We start from the raw sequence: 15,262 nt of genomic DNA on the forward strand, positions 1-15,262 counted from the left end.
CATAGTCGAACAGCCCGCAAAGGCAAGGGCAGGCGCTTCTTCTGTCCGGCGAATCACAATAAACTTTGCATGAAGCAGCTTCTGGCTGCATTGGTGAATGGCAATGCTGCCGAGGCGAGTTTTAGGCCTGCCGTCCTGGTTTTCGGGAGGATTTCGTTGAAACATCTTGTTATGGCAGGAAGTATCCTGCTTGCGGCCGCGCCGGGCGAAGCCGTACCGACGATGGCTGATGTTCCAGCCCTTGCCAAAACCGCCGTTGCGCGAAGGATCGATGTGCCGGCGTCTGCCATTCACATATTGAGCGCCAAGCCGAGTGAGCGAATGCCTGGCTTTGTCGTCTGCGGCCGCGTCGATACAGCCTCCGGAGCAGGGGACGGCGAGCGCTTCTTCGTGATCATACCGGGTGATTTTGCCATACTGGATCAGGATGGCAAAGGCTTGGTCGATACCTACTGGTCCGCCAATCACTGCGAGTGAGAGGCCAATGCCTTGCTGATCATGGCGAGCTGTTCAGGCGTGCGTCCGGATTCAAGCCGAACCCAACTATTCGGATTGTCGGCGGACTGGCGCTTGATGAAGGTATAGCCCGTGCCCTCCCAAGGTTTGACCGTGTCCGTGAGGTTGTCCAGGATAAGGTCGCCATCGCTCGTGCGAGCCATCAGGACAAGATGTCCCTCGTTATTCCTGTCGAGAACAACGGTCAGCAGCAGTGCGGAGCGGGACCAGCCTGCTTCGATAAGCAGCTTCTTCTTGAGGATAACGTAGTCGTTGCAATTGCCGGCGCCGTCGTCGGGATAGGTCCACCAGTTGATGATGCCGAGTTTGTAGATGCCGTAATGGTCGTTGTCGCCGACGCCCCGGATCTCGTGATTGACGAGGCTGTTGACCTGCTGCAATTGCCCCCAACGCTCCTGGTCGATCGTGACGAACTCATCACTTTTCTCGCCCGCCGCGCATTCCGCCGGCTGTGCCGAACAGAAGCCGGCCCAGCCGACCGGTACGCTCGCATCCGTGACCACCCGTGCAAATTGACGGGCTGGCGTATTCGCGGCATTCGCCACCGGCTTTGCAGTGGTGACTGTCGAAAACGACAGGCCGGCTACGAAGAGAAGGCTTGCAGCGATGAGGAATGAACGCATAGTCGGCTCCATGAATTGCGCTCATGAAATCCGATGCGGTCAAATTTATTCGGAAGAAGATCATTCGCATTTTAGCGAAGTCGCGTTTTGGGCTGCCATGAACCATAGCGCTGATGCCGCATAGCGATTTTTCCTAGGCGAAGGCACGGCGACCCAGCTGGTCGAAGATTGAGCCGCGAGCGGAAAGATATGTGATTTCATCGACATATGACGATTGCCGAATGGTCTTGACCGCGTTTATGATTTGGTTACTTCAAATAGCGGTCCCCGGCATGAGGGTGCCGGGAGCGTGCGGGAAACACATCGGGAGGCTTTATGATCGACGATATTCTCGACCGGATGACGCTTGAAGAGCAGGTTTCGCTGCTCTCCGGTGCCGACTTCTGGACCACGGTGCCGGTTGAGCGGCTTGGCATCCCGAAAATCAAGGTCACGGATGGCCCGAACGGTGCGCGTGGTGCAGGCTCGCTGGTTGCCGGTGTCAATGCCGCCTGCTTTCCTGTTGCCATCGCCCTCGGCGCGACTTGGAACCCGACGCTCATCGAGCGCATGGGTGTGGCTATCGCCGGCCAGGCCAAAAGCAAGGGCGCGTCTGTTCTACTGGCGCCAACGGTCAATATTCATCGTTCAGGCCTGAATGGACGCAACTTCGAATGCTATTCGGAAGACCCTATGCTGACGGCGGAGCTTGCCGTTGCCTATATTCAAGGCGTGCAGAGCCAAGGTATTGCCGCAACGATCAAGCATTTCGCCGGAAACGAATCCGAGATCGAGCGGCAGACGATGTCTTCGGATATCGATGAGCGCGCCCTTCGCGAGATCTATCTGCTGCCGTTCGAGAAGGCGGTCAAAAAGGCCGGTGTCATGGCGGTCATGTCTTCCTATAACCGGCTGAACGGAACTTATACAAGCGAGCATCCGTGGCTGTTGACTACGGTTCTGCGCGAGCAATGGGGCTTCGACGGCATCGTCATGTCCGATTGGTTCGGTTCTCATACGACCGCCGCAACGGTCAATGCGGGGCTCGATCTGGAGATGCCGGGGCCGGCGCGCGACCGCGGCGAAAAGCTGGTGCAGGCGGTGCGCAACGGCGAGGTCAAGCTCGAGACCGTGCGCATGGCCGCCGGGCGTATCTTGAAGCTACTCGAGCGCGTCGGGGCCTTTGAGAAGGCTCCCGACTTGAGCGAGCATGCACTGGATTTGCCTGAGGACCGGGCTTTGATCCGTCAATTGGGCGCAGAAGGTGCCGTGCTTCTCAAGAATGACGGCATTTTGCCGCTCAAGAAGGCCGGGCTTGGACACGTGGCAGTCATCGGGCCGAATGCCGCAGAGGCTCGGGTCATGGGTGGCGGCAGCGCTCAGATTGCCGCCCACTACAGGGTGAGCCCGCTTGAGGGGATCCGCGAGGCGCTGTCGAATGCCAACAGCATCCAATACGCTGCCGGCTGCCGCAATAACCGGCTCATCAACGTCTTTTCCGGCGAGATGCGAGTGGAGTATTTCAAGGGCCGTAGCTTGGCTGGCTCGCCGGCTGCGATCGAAACGGCTGATGTAGGCGAGTTCTTCTGGTTCGATCTGCCGTCGGCGGAACTTAATCCGAGCGATTTTTCCGCGCGTATGACGGCATTCTACACGCCCGCCGAAAGCGGCGAGCACATTTTCGGCATGACCAATGCAGGTCTCGCAAAGCTCTATGTCGATGGCAGGCTTTTGGTCAATGGTTTCGATGGCTGGGCGCGGGGCGACAATTATTTCGGGACGGCTAATGTCGAGCAACGTCAAAGCATCCATCTGGAGGCCGGTCAGCGATACGAGGTCGTTGTCGAATATTGTGCCTTGGGGGCGACTGGGGAAGGCATCAATCTGACGGCCGTGCGCTTTGGCGTGGAGAAGCCGCTCGGCGACGCCGATATGGTAGCGGCTGTCGAAACCGCCCGGGCTGCGGACGTCGCATTGCTATTTGTCGGCCGTGACGGTCAGTGGGATACCGAGGGGCTCGATCTACCCAATATGCGGTTGCCAGGCCGCCAGGAAGAGCTGATCGAAAAAGTGGCGGCGGTGAACGCCAATACCGTTGTCGTCCTGCAGACGGGTGGTCCGATCGAGATGCCATGGCTAGGCAACGTCAAGGCTGTGCTACAAATGTGGTATCCAGGCCAGGAACTGGGTCATGCGGTTGCCGATGTGCTGTTCGGCGATGTCGAACCCGGTGGCCGCCTGCCGCAGACCTTCCCGAAGCAGTTGTCGGATAATTCTGCGATGACCGGTGACGAAACCGTCTATCCCGGCAGGGATGGTCATGTTCGCTATGCCGAGGGGGTCTTCGTCGGTTACCGTCATCATGACACGCGGGGCGTGGAGCCCTTGTTTCCCTTCGGCTTCGGCCTTGGCTATACGCGTTTTTCCTGGGGCACGGCGGAGGCATCGGCGGCGCAGATAGGCCCGGAAGGCATCACAGTCTCTGTCGACATCACCAACATTGGCGACAGACGAGGATCGGAGCTCGTGCAGCTCTATGTGCGCCCGCTCGCTGCGACGGTTGAGCGGCCGGACAAGGAGCTGCGTGCCTTTGCCAAGCTTCAATTGGCGCCGGGCGAGACGGGTACGGCCTCGCTGGTCGTGGGCCCGCGCGATCTCAGCTATTTCGATGAAGAGACGAAAGCGTTTCGCGCCTCAGCTGGTCGCTATGAGCTTCTCGTCGCTGCCAATGCCGCCGACATCCGCTCTACCGTTACGATCGAACTCGCAAGGGAATGGATCGGCGAGGCCTCGGACCGTTCGATCTGACAGTTAGAACGCAACGGTGGCTGGGTTCAAGATGATTGGTGAGGCGTAGAAGTCCTATGCCTCGCCGGCGCGGGTTATCTTATCGTTGGAAAGACAGTTTCACCGACGCCGCATGCGCTGCGGCGGGACGCGACCCGAGAAGGAGGAGGCAAGTTCTTCGTCTGCCGTCTGTTCCATTTGAAAGATCTGCCCGATGGGCTTGGGTCTTCCAAGGAAGAAGCCCTGTGCCTCATCGCAGCCTTCGATGCGAAGAATTTCCAGCTGATGGTTGGTTTCCACGCCCTCGGCCAGAACCGGGATGTCGAGGCTCTTGCCGAGGGTGAGCACAGCGCGAACGATCGCCTTCGCCTGAATGCTGTTGTCGACCTCGTTCATGAAGGAACGGTCGAGCTTGATTTTGTCGAAGGGGAATGAGCGCAGCGTATCGAGCGATGAATAGCCCGTTCCGAAATCGTCAATGGCTATGGTGACGCCAAGCGCCCGGATCTGTCGCAGCACATGCAGCGTCCGGGTCTTGTCGGCGATGATCGTCGACTCTGTGATCTCCAGTTCGAGCCTCGACGGCGACAGGCCCGTTTCCAAAAGGATCGAATGGACAAGCTTGGCGAGGTCTGCATGCGCGAACTGCACGGGTGAGAGATTGACGGCGATCTTGTAGGGCTTGCTCCAAGAGGCCGCCTCCAGGCAAGCGTTTCGCATGACCCATTCGCCGATGACGAGGATCGTGCCGCTTTCCTCAGCGATGGGGATGAATTCCGAAGGCGGCACTGCGCCGCGTTCGGGGTGATTCCAGCGGACCAAAACTTCGTAGCCGCACACCTCTCCCGTCCGAACGGAAGTCTGTACCTGATAGTGCAAGTCCAGCTGATCCAGCTCAACCGCGCGCCGCAGATCCTGTGCAAGCGTGTGGCGCGCGCGTGCCGCCTCGTCCATTTTGGATTCGTAGAAGCAGACGGCGCGACCGACATCGGCCTTGGCGCGATACATCGCCAGATCGGCATTGCTGATCAGGCGTTCCTGGTCGTCGCCGTCATCGGGATAGATGGCCACGCCGATGCTTGCGCCGGTTACGGTCTCGAAGTCATCGATGCGGATGGGTTCGAACAGAAATTTTTCCAGTCGCGCCACGAAATCCAGAAGTTCGCTCTGATTCTGGAATCGCTTCGCGGCTGCAAATTCATCGCCGCCGACGCGCGCGACGAACTCGCCGTCCTTGATAAGGCGGATGAGTCGGCGTCCGATTGCCTTCAGCGCCTGATCGCCCGCCTTATGGCCGCGCAGGTCGTTGATTTCCTTGAAGCGATCGAGATCTATGCCGATTACTGCGAGCCTTGCGCCATCTTCCTTCGCACGTTCTAGCGCGCCATCGAGATAGTCGTTGAAGCTGCTACGGTTGGGTAGGCCGGTCAAAAGGTCGTTCAGCGCCATGTGCTGGAGCTTCTGAATGGATTCCTGTGAGGCGCGTTCGTCGATCATATAGCTGGCAACGCCCGTGCCGATGACGAGCAACCAGCCGCCGGCGACCGCTACGGCCATGGCTTTCAGCGCATAGGAATCGACAAGACCGGCGCCGGTGGCCAGCGGCGTGACGGAGACGGCTGTCATCGCGGTAAAATGCAGCAAAACCACAGCCAGAACGAAAAGTACGAGCGCAGCCAGCGACCAGTGACGCCATGGCCGACGGATTGCTTGATTGAGGGCAGCTGCGGCCAGCGTTACCGAAAGGACGACGGAAGTGAAGACATAGCTCTTGTCCCATTCGACGATACCATCGACGTGGTAGGCCATCATGCCGGTGTAATGCATAGTCGTGATGGCGAGCCCGACGATCACGCCGCCTAATTCCGGAGCGAACCGCGGCAGGCGCGACAATGCGATTGCAATCCCCCCGGCGCATCCGGCCACGGCGAGCAGAAACGAAGCCATTGTGAGGATCGGATCGAAGGTGACGGGTGCGCCGACCTCATAGGCCAGCATAGCGATGAAATGCGTGCACCATATCGACGCGCCTGCAGCTACTCCGGTCAGAAAGATCCAGCCGCCGCGTTGAAGTCCGTGCGTCTTTTCCGCCCGCCGCAACAGGTTGAGCGTTATCCAGCTGCCGCTGACACAGACAAATGCCGCAAGAAATACGAGCCACAGATTATGCGCTGTGACGATGCATGAAAGGACGCGCACTTAAAGAATCCCAAATCTGGTCACTGCAGGGACGTCCATTTGATTTGCGACCCTCACAACTGAAATTGCTGGTTACGCTTTCGCGGGCAAACACTAAAGATCGAGTAAATACAATCTGCGCAAATTGTCGGGAAAACTGCTGTTCCATATGGGTTTCTCGATCGTCGCGCCTGCGTGTTATTTACGGAAACGTCAATGCGCTGAATAAATTAGATCTTGTCTGCCGACCAAATCTGGGTCGCTAAATGATTTCGACCGCGCAAAAGTATATTTTTTGCCTTTAGGTAAATTTTACATAAATTCTGATGCACTAAAATAGAAATACATCATTATCGGAATGTCAATCTTTATTTGCGATACTATTATTAAGTATATTTGAAAGTACTGCTGCTTTCTGCATATGCGCTATTTGTCTATCTAACCTCCACCAGAGAGAGCTTGTTCGTGAAGATATTGAAAAGCTGCGTAAAACCTTTTCGCATGCTATGTAAGCAATCTCGAAAATTGATTGCCGACAGGTCAGGCAATTTCGCGACCATAACTGCTCTCCTCGCCGTTCCGCTGATCGTTGCGGCTGGTCTCGCGATCGACGTCACCGATGCGATGCTTATCAGGAACGATCTCTACAATGCGGCCGACGCAGCTGCTGTCGGCGCCATCGCGTCGTCTTCTCCCGCCGTTGCGGCAGCGATGGCCATGACCAGTGACGGCACCGTCACCGTTGGCCAGGATGACGCGAACAAGCTTTTCTTCGGCCAGACGTCGAGCGATTTGCAAAATGTGCCTGTGAGCGTGAATATTGCGGTGACGAGAGCCGCAAACGTCGTGTCCTCCAGCGTCAGTTTCTCCGCAAGCGTGCCGACAACGCTGATGCAGTTGATGGGGCAAACCTCGATCCCGATTGGTGGCGTTGCATCCGCGCAATATCAGATGGCAAGCTTCATCGATTTCTACATGTTGCTGGACAATACGCCGTCCATGGGCGTTGGGGCGACTTTGAACGATATTACAACCTTGCAGAGCCACACCAGCGACACTTGCGCTTTCGCCTGCCACAATCTCGATACGACGAACAATTATTACAATCTCGCGAAAAGCCTCCACCTAAACATGCGCATCGACGTGGTGCGGCAAGCAACGCAGTCGCTGACAGACACGGCGACGACGAACCGCCTCACTCCCGATCAGTATCGCATGGCAGTCTATACCTTTGGAAGCAAAGCCGAGGCTGCGGGCTTGACCAACGTCTCCGCACTCTCTTCGGATATGACGCAGGTGAAGAGTTCCGCCGGCGCCGTCGACTTGATGACCACTCCCAGCCAGAACTACAATAGCGATCAGGACACGAGCTTTGATACCATGCTCACCCAGATGAAGCCGATCATCGGCACTGGTGGGAGCGGAGCCTCCAGCGCCGACCGGGCGAAGGTATTGTTTTTTGTGACCGATGGCGTGGGCGACAGCCACAAGCCGACAACCTGCACCAAGCCGACCACCGGCGGCCGCTGCCAGGAGCCGCTCGATACGTCCTTCTGTCAGCCGCTGAAGAACCAGAACGTCAAGATCGCCATTCTCTACACGACCTATCTGCCGCTGCCGCAGAACGCCTGGTACAATACCTGGATTGCACCATTCCAATCGCAGATCGGCACGAACCTGCAGAATTGCGCTTCGCCTGGCCTCTACTTCGAAGTCAGCCCGACGCAGGGCATCACGGACGCGATGAATGCACTGTTTCTGAAGGTCATTCGCACGCCGCGGCTCACTGGCTGACGGCGTGCTCGCGCCCGACCTGTCGGACCGTGTCGATGAAGGCCCTGAGTTTCGGCGCGAGCTCGGCGCGACGTGGAAAGTAAAGAAACAGACCGGCTTCCGTTACGGCGTGGTGAGGCAGGAGCTCAATCAATCTGCCGGCGGCAATGTCCGATTGGACCAGAGGCTCGAACACATAAGCTATGCCGACGCCTGCCAAAGCCAGCTCGATTGCCGAGTGAGATTCGGTGACGATGGCCTGGCCTTGCACCGTGACGGCCACATCCCGTCCGTCTTCAACGAATTCCCATTGATAAAGGCCGCCGGAACGAATGAGCCGGTAGCCGATGCAATTGTGGTTTGAGAGGTCGCCGAGCGTCATCGGACGGCCGAAGCGACTGACATAATTGGGCGAGGCGACAACGATCGACCGGAACGGCGGCGTGAGGCGTACGGCGACCATATCTTGCGCGATCATCTCTCCGATGCGGATGCCGGCATCGAAGCCTTCCGAGACGATATCGGTCAGCCGCTCGTCGGAAAAGATCTCCACCTCGACTTCGGGATAGCGTTCGCTCATGGCCGCAATCACGCGCGTGACTGCAAGCGGCAGGCAGACACGGGCGGCGTTGATGCGCAGCAGCCCGCTCGGCCTTCCGTTGATCGCACGGATGCGCTCGATCCGCTCGTGAATGTCCTGCAAAGCAGGGGCCACCGTGCCGATCAGGTCCTTGCCGGCCTCCGTTAATGCGACGCTGCGTGTCGTGCGTGCAAAGAGTGGCTGACCGAGCCGCTCTTCCACCAGTCGGACGGCATGGCTGACGGCTGAAGCGCTCATTCCCAGCTCGTTGGCGGCAGCTGCGAAGCCACGGCGGCGCGCCACGGCGACGATGATGGGCAGGTGTGTAAGCAAATCGCGATCCATTACTGAGCCATATCGCATAATGCATGCGAATTAAATGATCTTATAAAAAGAACGAAAGTCGGCGAACTTGTCTCCATCAAAACGCCCGGCGCCATGAACGATCCAACGAGGCCGAGCGCTTCAAAGAGGAGCACACCTATGAGCATGGAATTCTATACTCTCGGCAATAGCGGTCTGAAGGTAACCCGGCTTGCTCTCGGCACCATGACATTCGGCACCGAATGGGGTTGGGGAGCAGATAAGGAAGCGGCGCGCGCCATCTTCAACGCCTATGTCGATGCCGGCGGCAATTTCTTCGATACTGCCGACGCCTATACAGGTGGCACGTCGGAAAGCTGGCTCGGCGAGTTCATCGCCGAACGCGGACTGCGCGACGATGCGGTGATTGCGACCAAGTTCACCATGAACCTTACCGCACAGTCGCCAAACGCCGCCGGCAACGGTCGCAAGAACATCTTGCGAGCCGTCGAAGGCTCATTGAAGCGGCTCAACACTGACCATATCGATCTCTATCTGATGCATTGCTGGGATCGGCTCACCCCACCTGAAGAGGTGATGCGCACACTTGACGACCTCGTTCGCTCAGGCAAGGTGCTCCATGTCGGCCTGTCCAATGTGCCGGCCTGGTATGCCAGTCGCGCTCAGGCGGTTGCCGACTACCGCGGTTATGAGCCGATATCGGCCTTGCAGCTCGAATACTCGCTGGCTGAGCGCAATATTGAAAACGAATTCGTTCCGTTTGGCACACGTTATGGCGCGGGCATCATGGCCTGGAGCCCGTTGGCGAGCGGCCTTCTGAGCGGCAAGTATCGCGCCAGCGGCAGCCAGCAGACGGAGGGTCGGCTTGAGACGGTGCGAGGCACGGCAAATCCCGGCTTTCAGAAATTCACCGAGCGCAACTGGGCAATCGTCGCGGAACTGGAGAAAGTGTCGGCCGAGCTTGGGCGCAGCATGGCGCAGGTGGCGGTTAATTGGGCCATGACACAACCGGGCATTGCCTCGATCATCATCGGGGCAACGATGCTTAGTCAGTTGAAGGACAATCTTGGAGCTTTGGATTTCGAGATTCCGCCGCAACTGCGCCAGCGGCTAAACGATGTCAGCGCCTTACAGCCAACCTTCCCCTATTCCTTCTTTGGATCGGAGATTCAGGGCTCTATGACCGGCGGGCAGACGGTGGGCGGGAAGCCGGCCGGCTACTATCCGGATCTCAATATTTCGGGAAAATTTGCAGGAGTGAGCTGAAGCGGTAAGCCAGGATCAGCTAGACGCGGGCGTTCTTCTCTACCAATTCACCAGCGCGATGCCAAATGGGGAAGGGAACCTTATGGGATGATTGCCAAGCGATGGCAGCAAGACAACTGCTCGACGTCAAGACTTATCGTGCAGGGCACTGTCCGTAACTTTCGACTCCGATTTATCCATGTCGGGGTCAAAAACCTCTGAAAGTGTCTTCAAGATCCGCAGCACGCCCGGATGGTCGCAAGTATAATATCTGAACTGTGCTTGCCGGCGTACCTTGACGATCCCAGAATGATAAAGTCGTGTCAAATGTTGGCTCAATGCAGATTGGGATATTCCAAGCTTTTTTGCCAGACTATTGACGTCTTCTTCGTGGTCGGACAGGTAAATACAGACCTCCAAGCGTTTCGGATTGGAAAGCTGGCTTAGAAGATCCGCGTGATAGATGAGGCGGTCATCTTCTGTAGTTTCATCTGAGTACATGCCGCATCCGATCGTCTATGGGTGTTTAAGCTTTGAAGTTCAGGCACCAAACGATAATCAATGCAAAAATTGCAAAATTATGTTCTGAGCCATTGCAAATATATTGCACCCTCGCCGAGCGACTGAACCTCCCACGGGGCTGATCACCACGGCGCAACCCTCGTCAATCGACAATTAGGGTCGTATTGCATTTTGTGAATATGTCGGCGAGCGGTTTTGCAATTATCCTGTAACAAAATCGAACGAACTGCCTTGTTTTTGTCCGGCTTTTGACATCGCACTGCAAATTAAGTGGTCTATCTTATGCTGGTACGAACAGGAGATAGCGATGACGCACAGGGACCTGACGATCACTGAAGTTCTCAAAGACCCGCTGATCCGCCAGATCATGCGCGCGGATCACATCTCTGTTACTGGGATGGCAAGCTTGTTGAAGGACGCGGCGCGCAGGCAGCGGCGTGCGCGAGAGTTTGCCTTGTCCGCTGATTTCGCACAGATCGCCAGTGCGGCCGCACGGACTGTTAATCAGGCCGATTTGCGCTGATATCGCTGCTGTCGGCTATGGGTTCGGCGTTTCGCAGGTCAGGTTGACTTCAATTTCCGTTTTGGGGCCGCGCTGCTTTATATGCGGTGGCATTGCCTTTCGGAAGAGATGGCCGATTATCCAAACGGCGCAAAAGCGAGCTCCCTTTTCTCCCGCGATGGACAAGATCAAGTTCACTGACGAGCTTTGCGCCACCCTCGCGGCGCTCCAAGGTAATCTTGCGGCTGTGAAGGCTGCCAACTCGGCTCGGTGTGCGACACTGATAGTGGTGACCTTCGGCAATTCATGGATCACCATGTCCATCATGTTGTCCCGGCTCTTCTCATCGAGCACGATGATGTCGGGATTGTGCAAAAGGAGACGTGCGAGGGCGAGGCGCTGCTTTTTGCCACCCGACAATGTTTGGTCCCAGGGCGCATCTTCCTCGATCTTGTCGTTCAGATATTCGAGGCCGACCTTCTCCCTGACGGCCTTGATCTCATCTAGCGTCCAGTCATCGGCTGCATGGGGGACGCGACGACGCGGCGAAGCGTGACCGACGGTATATATAGGGCCGCTGCGGCGGCATAAACAATCGGCGATTGGGATGGAAATTGACGCTGCCGTGACCAGGGCCAGAGACCGAAAATTGCTCGTACCAGCGCGCTCATGCCCATGCGTTGAGAAAACGACGCAGCGTTCTGCCGCGCCATTTCCTGCTGCAACGCGGAGCGCTTGCTCCGGACCCCATTAGGAAATTGTTATTCGAGCCGCTTATTCACCAACGGCGTTGGCGATACGGCAAAGATTTTTGCTCATGTTCGGGGCCACTTGCCCCTGTTGCACGATGAAAACCACATCGACTCGGCTGCCCTTGTCATTTTTGCGGACCACGACGCGCAGGGTTTGTGGCCGTCCGGATCCGCTCGTTTCCTGCTGAGCCGTCAACGTGCCGAGCTTCTTCTCCACATTCACATCGACAAAGCCCTCGGCCAGAACCGCGCCGGAAACCTTGTCAAAGGCCGCGTTCGGATTGACTGACGGAAAAACCATCCAGGTCTTGTAGGTGACACCCGTGACCAACGGAACACCGCTGCTCTCATAGTGGCTCGCGCAGGTGTCCGCCAAAGCCGGAGACGCCGAGAGAACCGCAAGCGCAAATGCAAAACCTATCCTTGTATGCATCATTGTGCAGCCTTTTTGATTGATCAGAATGGGGCGACAAACCAATAGTGAGCAATTGATACTATCATGCCGCGAATATGTCTATCTGCGACAGCGCGCATAAATGGAAGATTTCAGACGGGAGCCTTTCGCGGCCTGGTGGACTGACTATGGCAAATGAAAACGGTGCCGTCGGGGCGGCTATGGATGAGCTGCGGTTCCGCCTTCCACAAACGTATCCTTCATCGCACGCAGGATGATTACCGCTGATGCCGCGCCAGGATCGATGTGTCCGAGCGACCTTTGCCCAAGACGGGCCGCCCGGCCGCGAGCGGCAACCATGGAGCTCGTCGAATTCGCACCGGTTTCGGCAGCGTCCAGAATGGCGTTCCACATGCCGGCGACTTCAAGCGAGCGTGCCCTGGCATCGATGGCAGCTTCGGCTGCGGGGATCCAGGCGTCCAGCATGGTCTTGTCGCCTCGCTGGCCCTTGCCGCGCTGCTGAATGCCCGCGCGCATCTCGTCCACAATCATCGCCTGGGAGGCCGGGGAAAGTGACTCATCCGTCTTCAGTGCCTGTGCGGCTCGGCGGAAGGCTGTCGCGTAGAGCGGGCCCGTCGATGCGCCGACGGCATCCAGAAAGGCGGAGGCTGCAACGGCAAATATCTCGGAGGGTAGCGCCTGAGCAGGGTCCAGCTTCGTCAATTCGGCGTTCACCGCCATGAAGCCGAGGGACATGGTGATCCCGTGATCCGCGTCTCCGATCGCACCATCAAGCTCGGAGAGACGGTCTTTCTCTGCATTGATTGCGATGGATATGCGCTGAAACATGTTGCCCAGGCATCGCGCGGCTTTTTCCGACATCGTCTTCCTCCCGGTCCCAGCAGTTATGTAGGCCGCCGGGCTCATTCTTATATGATCATCCGACCCTCAGAGCGAAGGTGTCGCACGGATGGTGCAACAGCTCCGTCAGCTCCTGATCGAGATGCAATATGGATATGGATGCGCCGACCATGTCGAGCGACGTACAGTAGTGCCCCACCCAGTTCGCGTCGATCTTGATGTCCTTGGCGCTTAGCCTCTGCTCGACGCGTCGGAACAGAATATAGAGTTCCATCATCGGCGTCGCGCCAAAGGAGTTGATCAGAACGGCGACACGGTCACCGGCGGCGGGCTTCATCTCGGCAAAGATCCGGTCCAAGACGCGATCCGTGATCTCGTCTGCACTCATCATTTTCTCGCGGGTAACGCCGCGCTCGCCATGGATGCCCATGCCGAACTCGATATCGTCCGGGCCGATCTCGAAATTATGCCGTCGTGTCTGCGGCATTGAGCAAGGCTCCAGCGCGACACCCATGGTGAAGGTTCGATCGTTGGCCTTGCGCGTCGCGGTTTCGCAGGCATCGAGCGACAAGCCCTTGTCGCAGGCAGCTCCGGCAATCTTGAAGATGAAGAAATTGCCGGCAACGCCGCGCCGTCCTTCTTTATCCTCGATGGGCGACGATGCGATGTCGTCGGTCGTCAGCACCGTGCGGACGTCGATCTGCTGTTCCTGCGCCATTTCGGCAGCCATTTCGAAGTTCATGACGTCGCCGGCATAATTGCCGTAGACGAAGAGCACGCCTTGACCGCCTGAGGCTGCCTTGGCGCATTCGAGGATGGGCGTCGGGGGAGGCGAGGAGAAGATGTTGCCGATGGCAACGGCATCGGCCAGACCCTTGCCGACATAGCCGAGAAAGCCGGGTTCATGGCCCGTACCGCCGCCGATGACGAGGCCGACTTTCCCAGGCCGGGGACCATTCCGCGCAACCAGCGCCCGGTTCGATCCCTTGATTGGTGCGATGTGAGACGCATGCGCCTTGACGACGCCGTCCAGCATCTCGTCGACGACGTCGTCGGGATTGTTGAGGAATTTCTTGATGTGCGTGCGATAGTTGCTCGGCAACGCCACGCTGTTGTCTGCCCGTGGACGCTGGGTCGCCTTCTGATCGAGGGCCGTGACGCCATCGGCGTTCAGAATGCCTCGACCCGTGGCGGCGTCCGTGATCAGTACGTTGATATAGCCGCCGCGCAGCGCGGCAAGGATCGCAGGCACCTTGTCGAAACCACCGGCGACAGCGATGCGCAGGCCGATCGATTTCAGCATGTCGAGGGATATGCCGATGGTCCGCTCATCGAGAGGTCCGGCGACGGGCTGGCCCTTCGTATCGATGAAGCGCCCGGCAACGACACCCACTGCATTCTTGACCAGATAGTCCTGCAGCGAGACGGATTCAAAAAAGCCGCTGCTGTGGATGGTCGAGTTTGGCCGCAGCGACGACACGCCGAAGACCGCCTTGTTGGCTTTGGAGAGCACCGCAAATTCATCTTCGATCAACGGTTCCTGCAACAGGATATCACGGACTTCCGTCGTCGAAACGATGGCTGGAGCAGTAATGTTGACGAGCTTCCCACCGGTGGCATTTGCGAAGGCCGCCGCGCAAAGCTCCGGCGTATAGGCAAAACGCGCCCGTGTGCCACCCGTAGCCTGAACGACAGTGACATCCTGCAGGTTCGGAACATTCGCCTGTTCACCGATTGCAAGGACCGTGCGACCCCAAGCGACGGCGAGCGTATCGCCTGACTTCAGCAGCTTGGCAATCGCCTGCGCACCAGCCGTTCCCAGGCGGTCGATCAATGGGCGTGCCCCATCGTCGCTGGGGACGACAAGACAGTCGTGCAGCCCGAAATGGCGTTTCAGTTCAAGCGCGATCGAAAGGGAGCTCAGGCGTGACGGTTCGAGCGAGATATTGACGATGCCGCGGCTGCGCGCGTCAGCGAGGTAGCTGTTCACGGTCGCCCGGGAGATACCCATGATGTCAGCGATATCGCCCTGGGTCCTGCCGTCTTCGTAATAGAGCCAGCAAGCCCAGACGTAGGGGTCGTCGCCATAGCGCAGCGGCATGCTGTCGGTCGCGTCCGGCACGCCCGTTTTGCTTGCACCAGTTTTGCTGACCGAAGATGCCTTACCTGTCATGACGATTCACTGTTCCCTTTTCCCGCCCGAAGATGGAAGCAATAGCGCATGTT

At 57.9% G+C, this 15,262-nt stretch carries 12 protein-coding genes and 1 pseudogene; 5 read left to right on the forward strand and 8 right to left on the reverse strand.

Features of this window, described 5'->3' with window-relative positions; translation table 11 throughout:
• The first annotated feature begins 156 nt into the window (after nt 1-156).
• Nucleotides 157-477 (forward strand): hypothetical protein, encoded by a 321-nt coding sequence (locus GA0061102_RS18400; RefSeq protein ID WP_092852001.1) that lies wholly within the window; start codon nt 157-159, stop codon nt 475-477.
• Here GA0061102_RS18400 and GA0061102_RS18405 read toward each other — a convergent pair.
• Nucleotides 465-1,139 (reverse strand): transglutaminase-like cysteine peptidase, encoded by a 675-nt coding sequence (locus GA0061102_RS18405; protein ID WP_092851876.1) that lies wholly within the window; start codon nt 1,137-1,139, stop codon nt 465-467. The genes GA0061102_RS18400 and GA0061102_RS18405 overlap by 13 nt on opposite strands.
• A 315-nt stretch (nt 1,140-1,454) precedes the next feature.
• Between GA0061102_RS18405 and GA0061102_RS18410 the strand changes: the two genes are divergently transcribed.
• Nucleotides 1,455-3,926, forward strand: coding sequence for a glycoside hydrolase family 3 C-terminal domain-containing protein (locus GA0061102_RS18410; RefSeq protein WP_092851878.1), 2,472 nt, complete (start codon nt 1,455-1,457; stop codon nt 3,924-3,926).
• Nucleotides 3,927-4,025: 99 nt separating this feature from the next.
• On the opposite strand, the gene GA0061102_RS18415 is transcribed toward GA0061102_RS18410, so the two are convergent.
• Nucleotides 4,026-6,104 (reverse strand): putative bifunctional diguanylate cyclase/phosphodiesterase, encoded by a 2,079-nt coding sequence (locus GA0061102_RS18415; RefSeq protein WP_092851880.1) that lies wholly within the window; start codon nt 6,102-6,104, stop codon nt 4,026-4,028.
• 480 nt (nt 6,105-6,584) lie between these two features.
• Between GA0061102_RS18415 and GA0061102_RS18420 the strand changes: the two genes are divergently transcribed.
• Complete coding sequence (locus GA0061102_RS18420; RefSeq protein ID WP_092851882.1) at nt 6,585-7,877, forward strand: TadE/TadG family type IV pilus assembly protein; 1,293 nt, start codon at nt 6,585-6,587, stop codon at nt 7,875-7,877.
• Here GA0061102_RS18420 and GA0061102_RS18425 read toward each other — a convergent pair.
• Nucleotides 7,867-8,781, reverse strand: coding sequence for a LysR family transcriptional regulator (locus GA0061102_RS18425; RefSeq protein ID WP_092851884.1), 915 nt, complete (start codon nt 8,779-8,781; stop codon nt 7,867-7,869). The genes GA0061102_RS18420 and GA0061102_RS18425 overlap by 11 nt on opposite strands.
• 138 nt (nt 8,782-8,919) lie before the next feature.
• Between GA0061102_RS18425 and GA0061102_RS18430 the strand changes: the two genes are divergently transcribed.
• A complete protein-coding gene (locus GA0061102_RS18430; RefSeq protein WP_092851887.1) occupies nt 8,920-10,026 on the forward strand; it encodes an aldo/keto reductase in 1,107 nt (368 codons plus the stop codon).
• Nucleotides 10,027-10,152: 126 nt separating this feature from the next.
• On the opposite strand, the gene nrcR is transcribed toward GA0061102_RS18430, so the two are convergent.
• Nucleotides 10,153-10,506: a transcriptional regulator NrcR gene (gene nrcR / locus GA0061102_RS18435; RefSeq protein WP_092851888.1), complete on the reverse strand. Its 354-nt coding sequence runs from the start codon at nt 10,504-10,506 to the stop codon at nt 10,153-10,155.
• 328 nt (nt 10,507-10,834) lie between these two features.
• On the opposite strand from nrcR, the gene GA0061102_RS18440 reads away from it, so the two are divergent.
• Nucleotides 10,835-11,050 carry a hypothetical protein gene (locus GA0061102_RS18440; RefSeq protein WP_092851890.1) on the forward strand — a complete coding sequence of 72 codons (216 nt, stop codon included), beginning with the start codon at nt 10,835-10,837 and terminating at the stop codon, nt 11,048-11,050.
• A gap of 49 nt (nt 11,051-11,099) precedes the next feature.
• Here the strand turns inward: GA0061102_RS18440 and GA0061102_RS18445 are convergent.
• The 4 genes and pseudogenes from GA0061102_RS18445 to GA0061102_RS18460 form a co-directional block, all read right to left on the reverse strand.
• A pseudogene (locus tag GA0061102_RS18445) lies at nt 11,100-11,703 on the reverse strand (ATP-binding cassette domain-containing protein); the annotation flags it as partial.
• Between the two features lie 100 nt (nt 11,704-11,803).
• Nucleotides 11,804-12,157, reverse strand: a complete 354-nt coding sequence (locus GA0061102_RS18450; protein WP_245298054.1) for a hypothetical protein — start codon at nt 12,155-12,157, stop codon at nt 11,804-11,806.
• A gap of 237 nt (nt 12,158-12,394) precedes the next feature.
• On the reverse strand, nt 12,395-13,057 hold the full coding sequence (dhaL, locus tag GA0061102_RS18455) for a dihydroxyacetone kinase subunit DhaL (protein WP_092851892.1): 663 nt from the start codon (nt 13,055-13,057) through the stop codon (nt 12,395-12,397).
• A gap of 55 nt (nt 13,058-13,112) precedes the next feature.
• Nucleotides 13,113-15,209, reverse strand: coding sequence for a bifunctional sugar-binding transcriptional regulator/dihydroxyacetone kinase subunit DhaK (locus GA0061102_RS18460; protein WP_092851894.1), 2,097 nt, complete (start codon nt 15,207-15,209; stop codon nt 13,113-13,115).
• Nucleotides 15,210-15,262 lie beyond the last annotated feature (53 nt).

This window comes from Martinezella miluonensis (assembly GCF_900094545.1).
In the GTDB taxonomy this organism is placed as follows: domain Bacteria; phylum Pseudomonadota; class Alphaproteobacteria; order Rhizobiales; family Rhizobiaceae; genus Rhizobium; species Rhizobium miluonense.

Excerpts from the sequence above, each read along its gene's own strand:
- GA0061102_RS18420 (WP_092851882.1), top strand. The coding sequence starts at position 6,585 with ATGCTATGTAAGCAATCTCGAAAATTGATTGCCGACAGGTCAGGCAAT.
- nrcR (WP_092851888.1), bottom strand. The coding sequence starts at position 10,506 with ATGTACTCAGATGAAACTACAGAAGATGACCGCCTCATCTATCACGCG.
- GA0061102_RS18440 (WP_092851890.1), top strand. The coding sequence starts at position 10,835 with ATGACGCACAGGGACCTGACGATCACTGAAGTTCTCAAAGACCCGCTG.
- GA0061102_RS18410 (WP_092851878.1), top strand. The coding sequence starts at position 1,455 with ATGATCGACGATATTCTCGACCGGATGACGCTTGAAGAGCAGGTTTCG.
- dhaL (WP_092851892.1), bottom strand. The coding sequence starts at position 13,057 with ATGTCGGAAAAAGCCGCGCGATGCCTGGGCAACATGTTTCAGCGCATA.
- GA0061102_RS18405 (WP_092851876.1), bottom strand. The coding sequence starts at position 1,139 with ATGCGTTCATTCCTCATCGCTGCAAGCCTTCTCTTCGTAGCCGGCCTG.
- GA0061102_RS18460 (WP_092851894.1), bottom strand. The coding sequence starts at position 15,209 with ATGACAGGTAAGGCATCTTCGGTCAGCAAAACTGGTGCAAGCAAAACG.
- GA0061102_RS18425 (WP_092851884.1), bottom strand. The coding sequence starts at position 8,781 with ATGGATCGCGATTTGCTTACACACCTGCCCATCATCGTCGCCGTGGCG.
- GA0061102_RS18430 (WP_092851887.1), top strand. The coding sequence starts at position 8,920 with ATGAGCATGGAATTCTATACTCTCGGCAATAGCGGTCTGAAGGTAACC.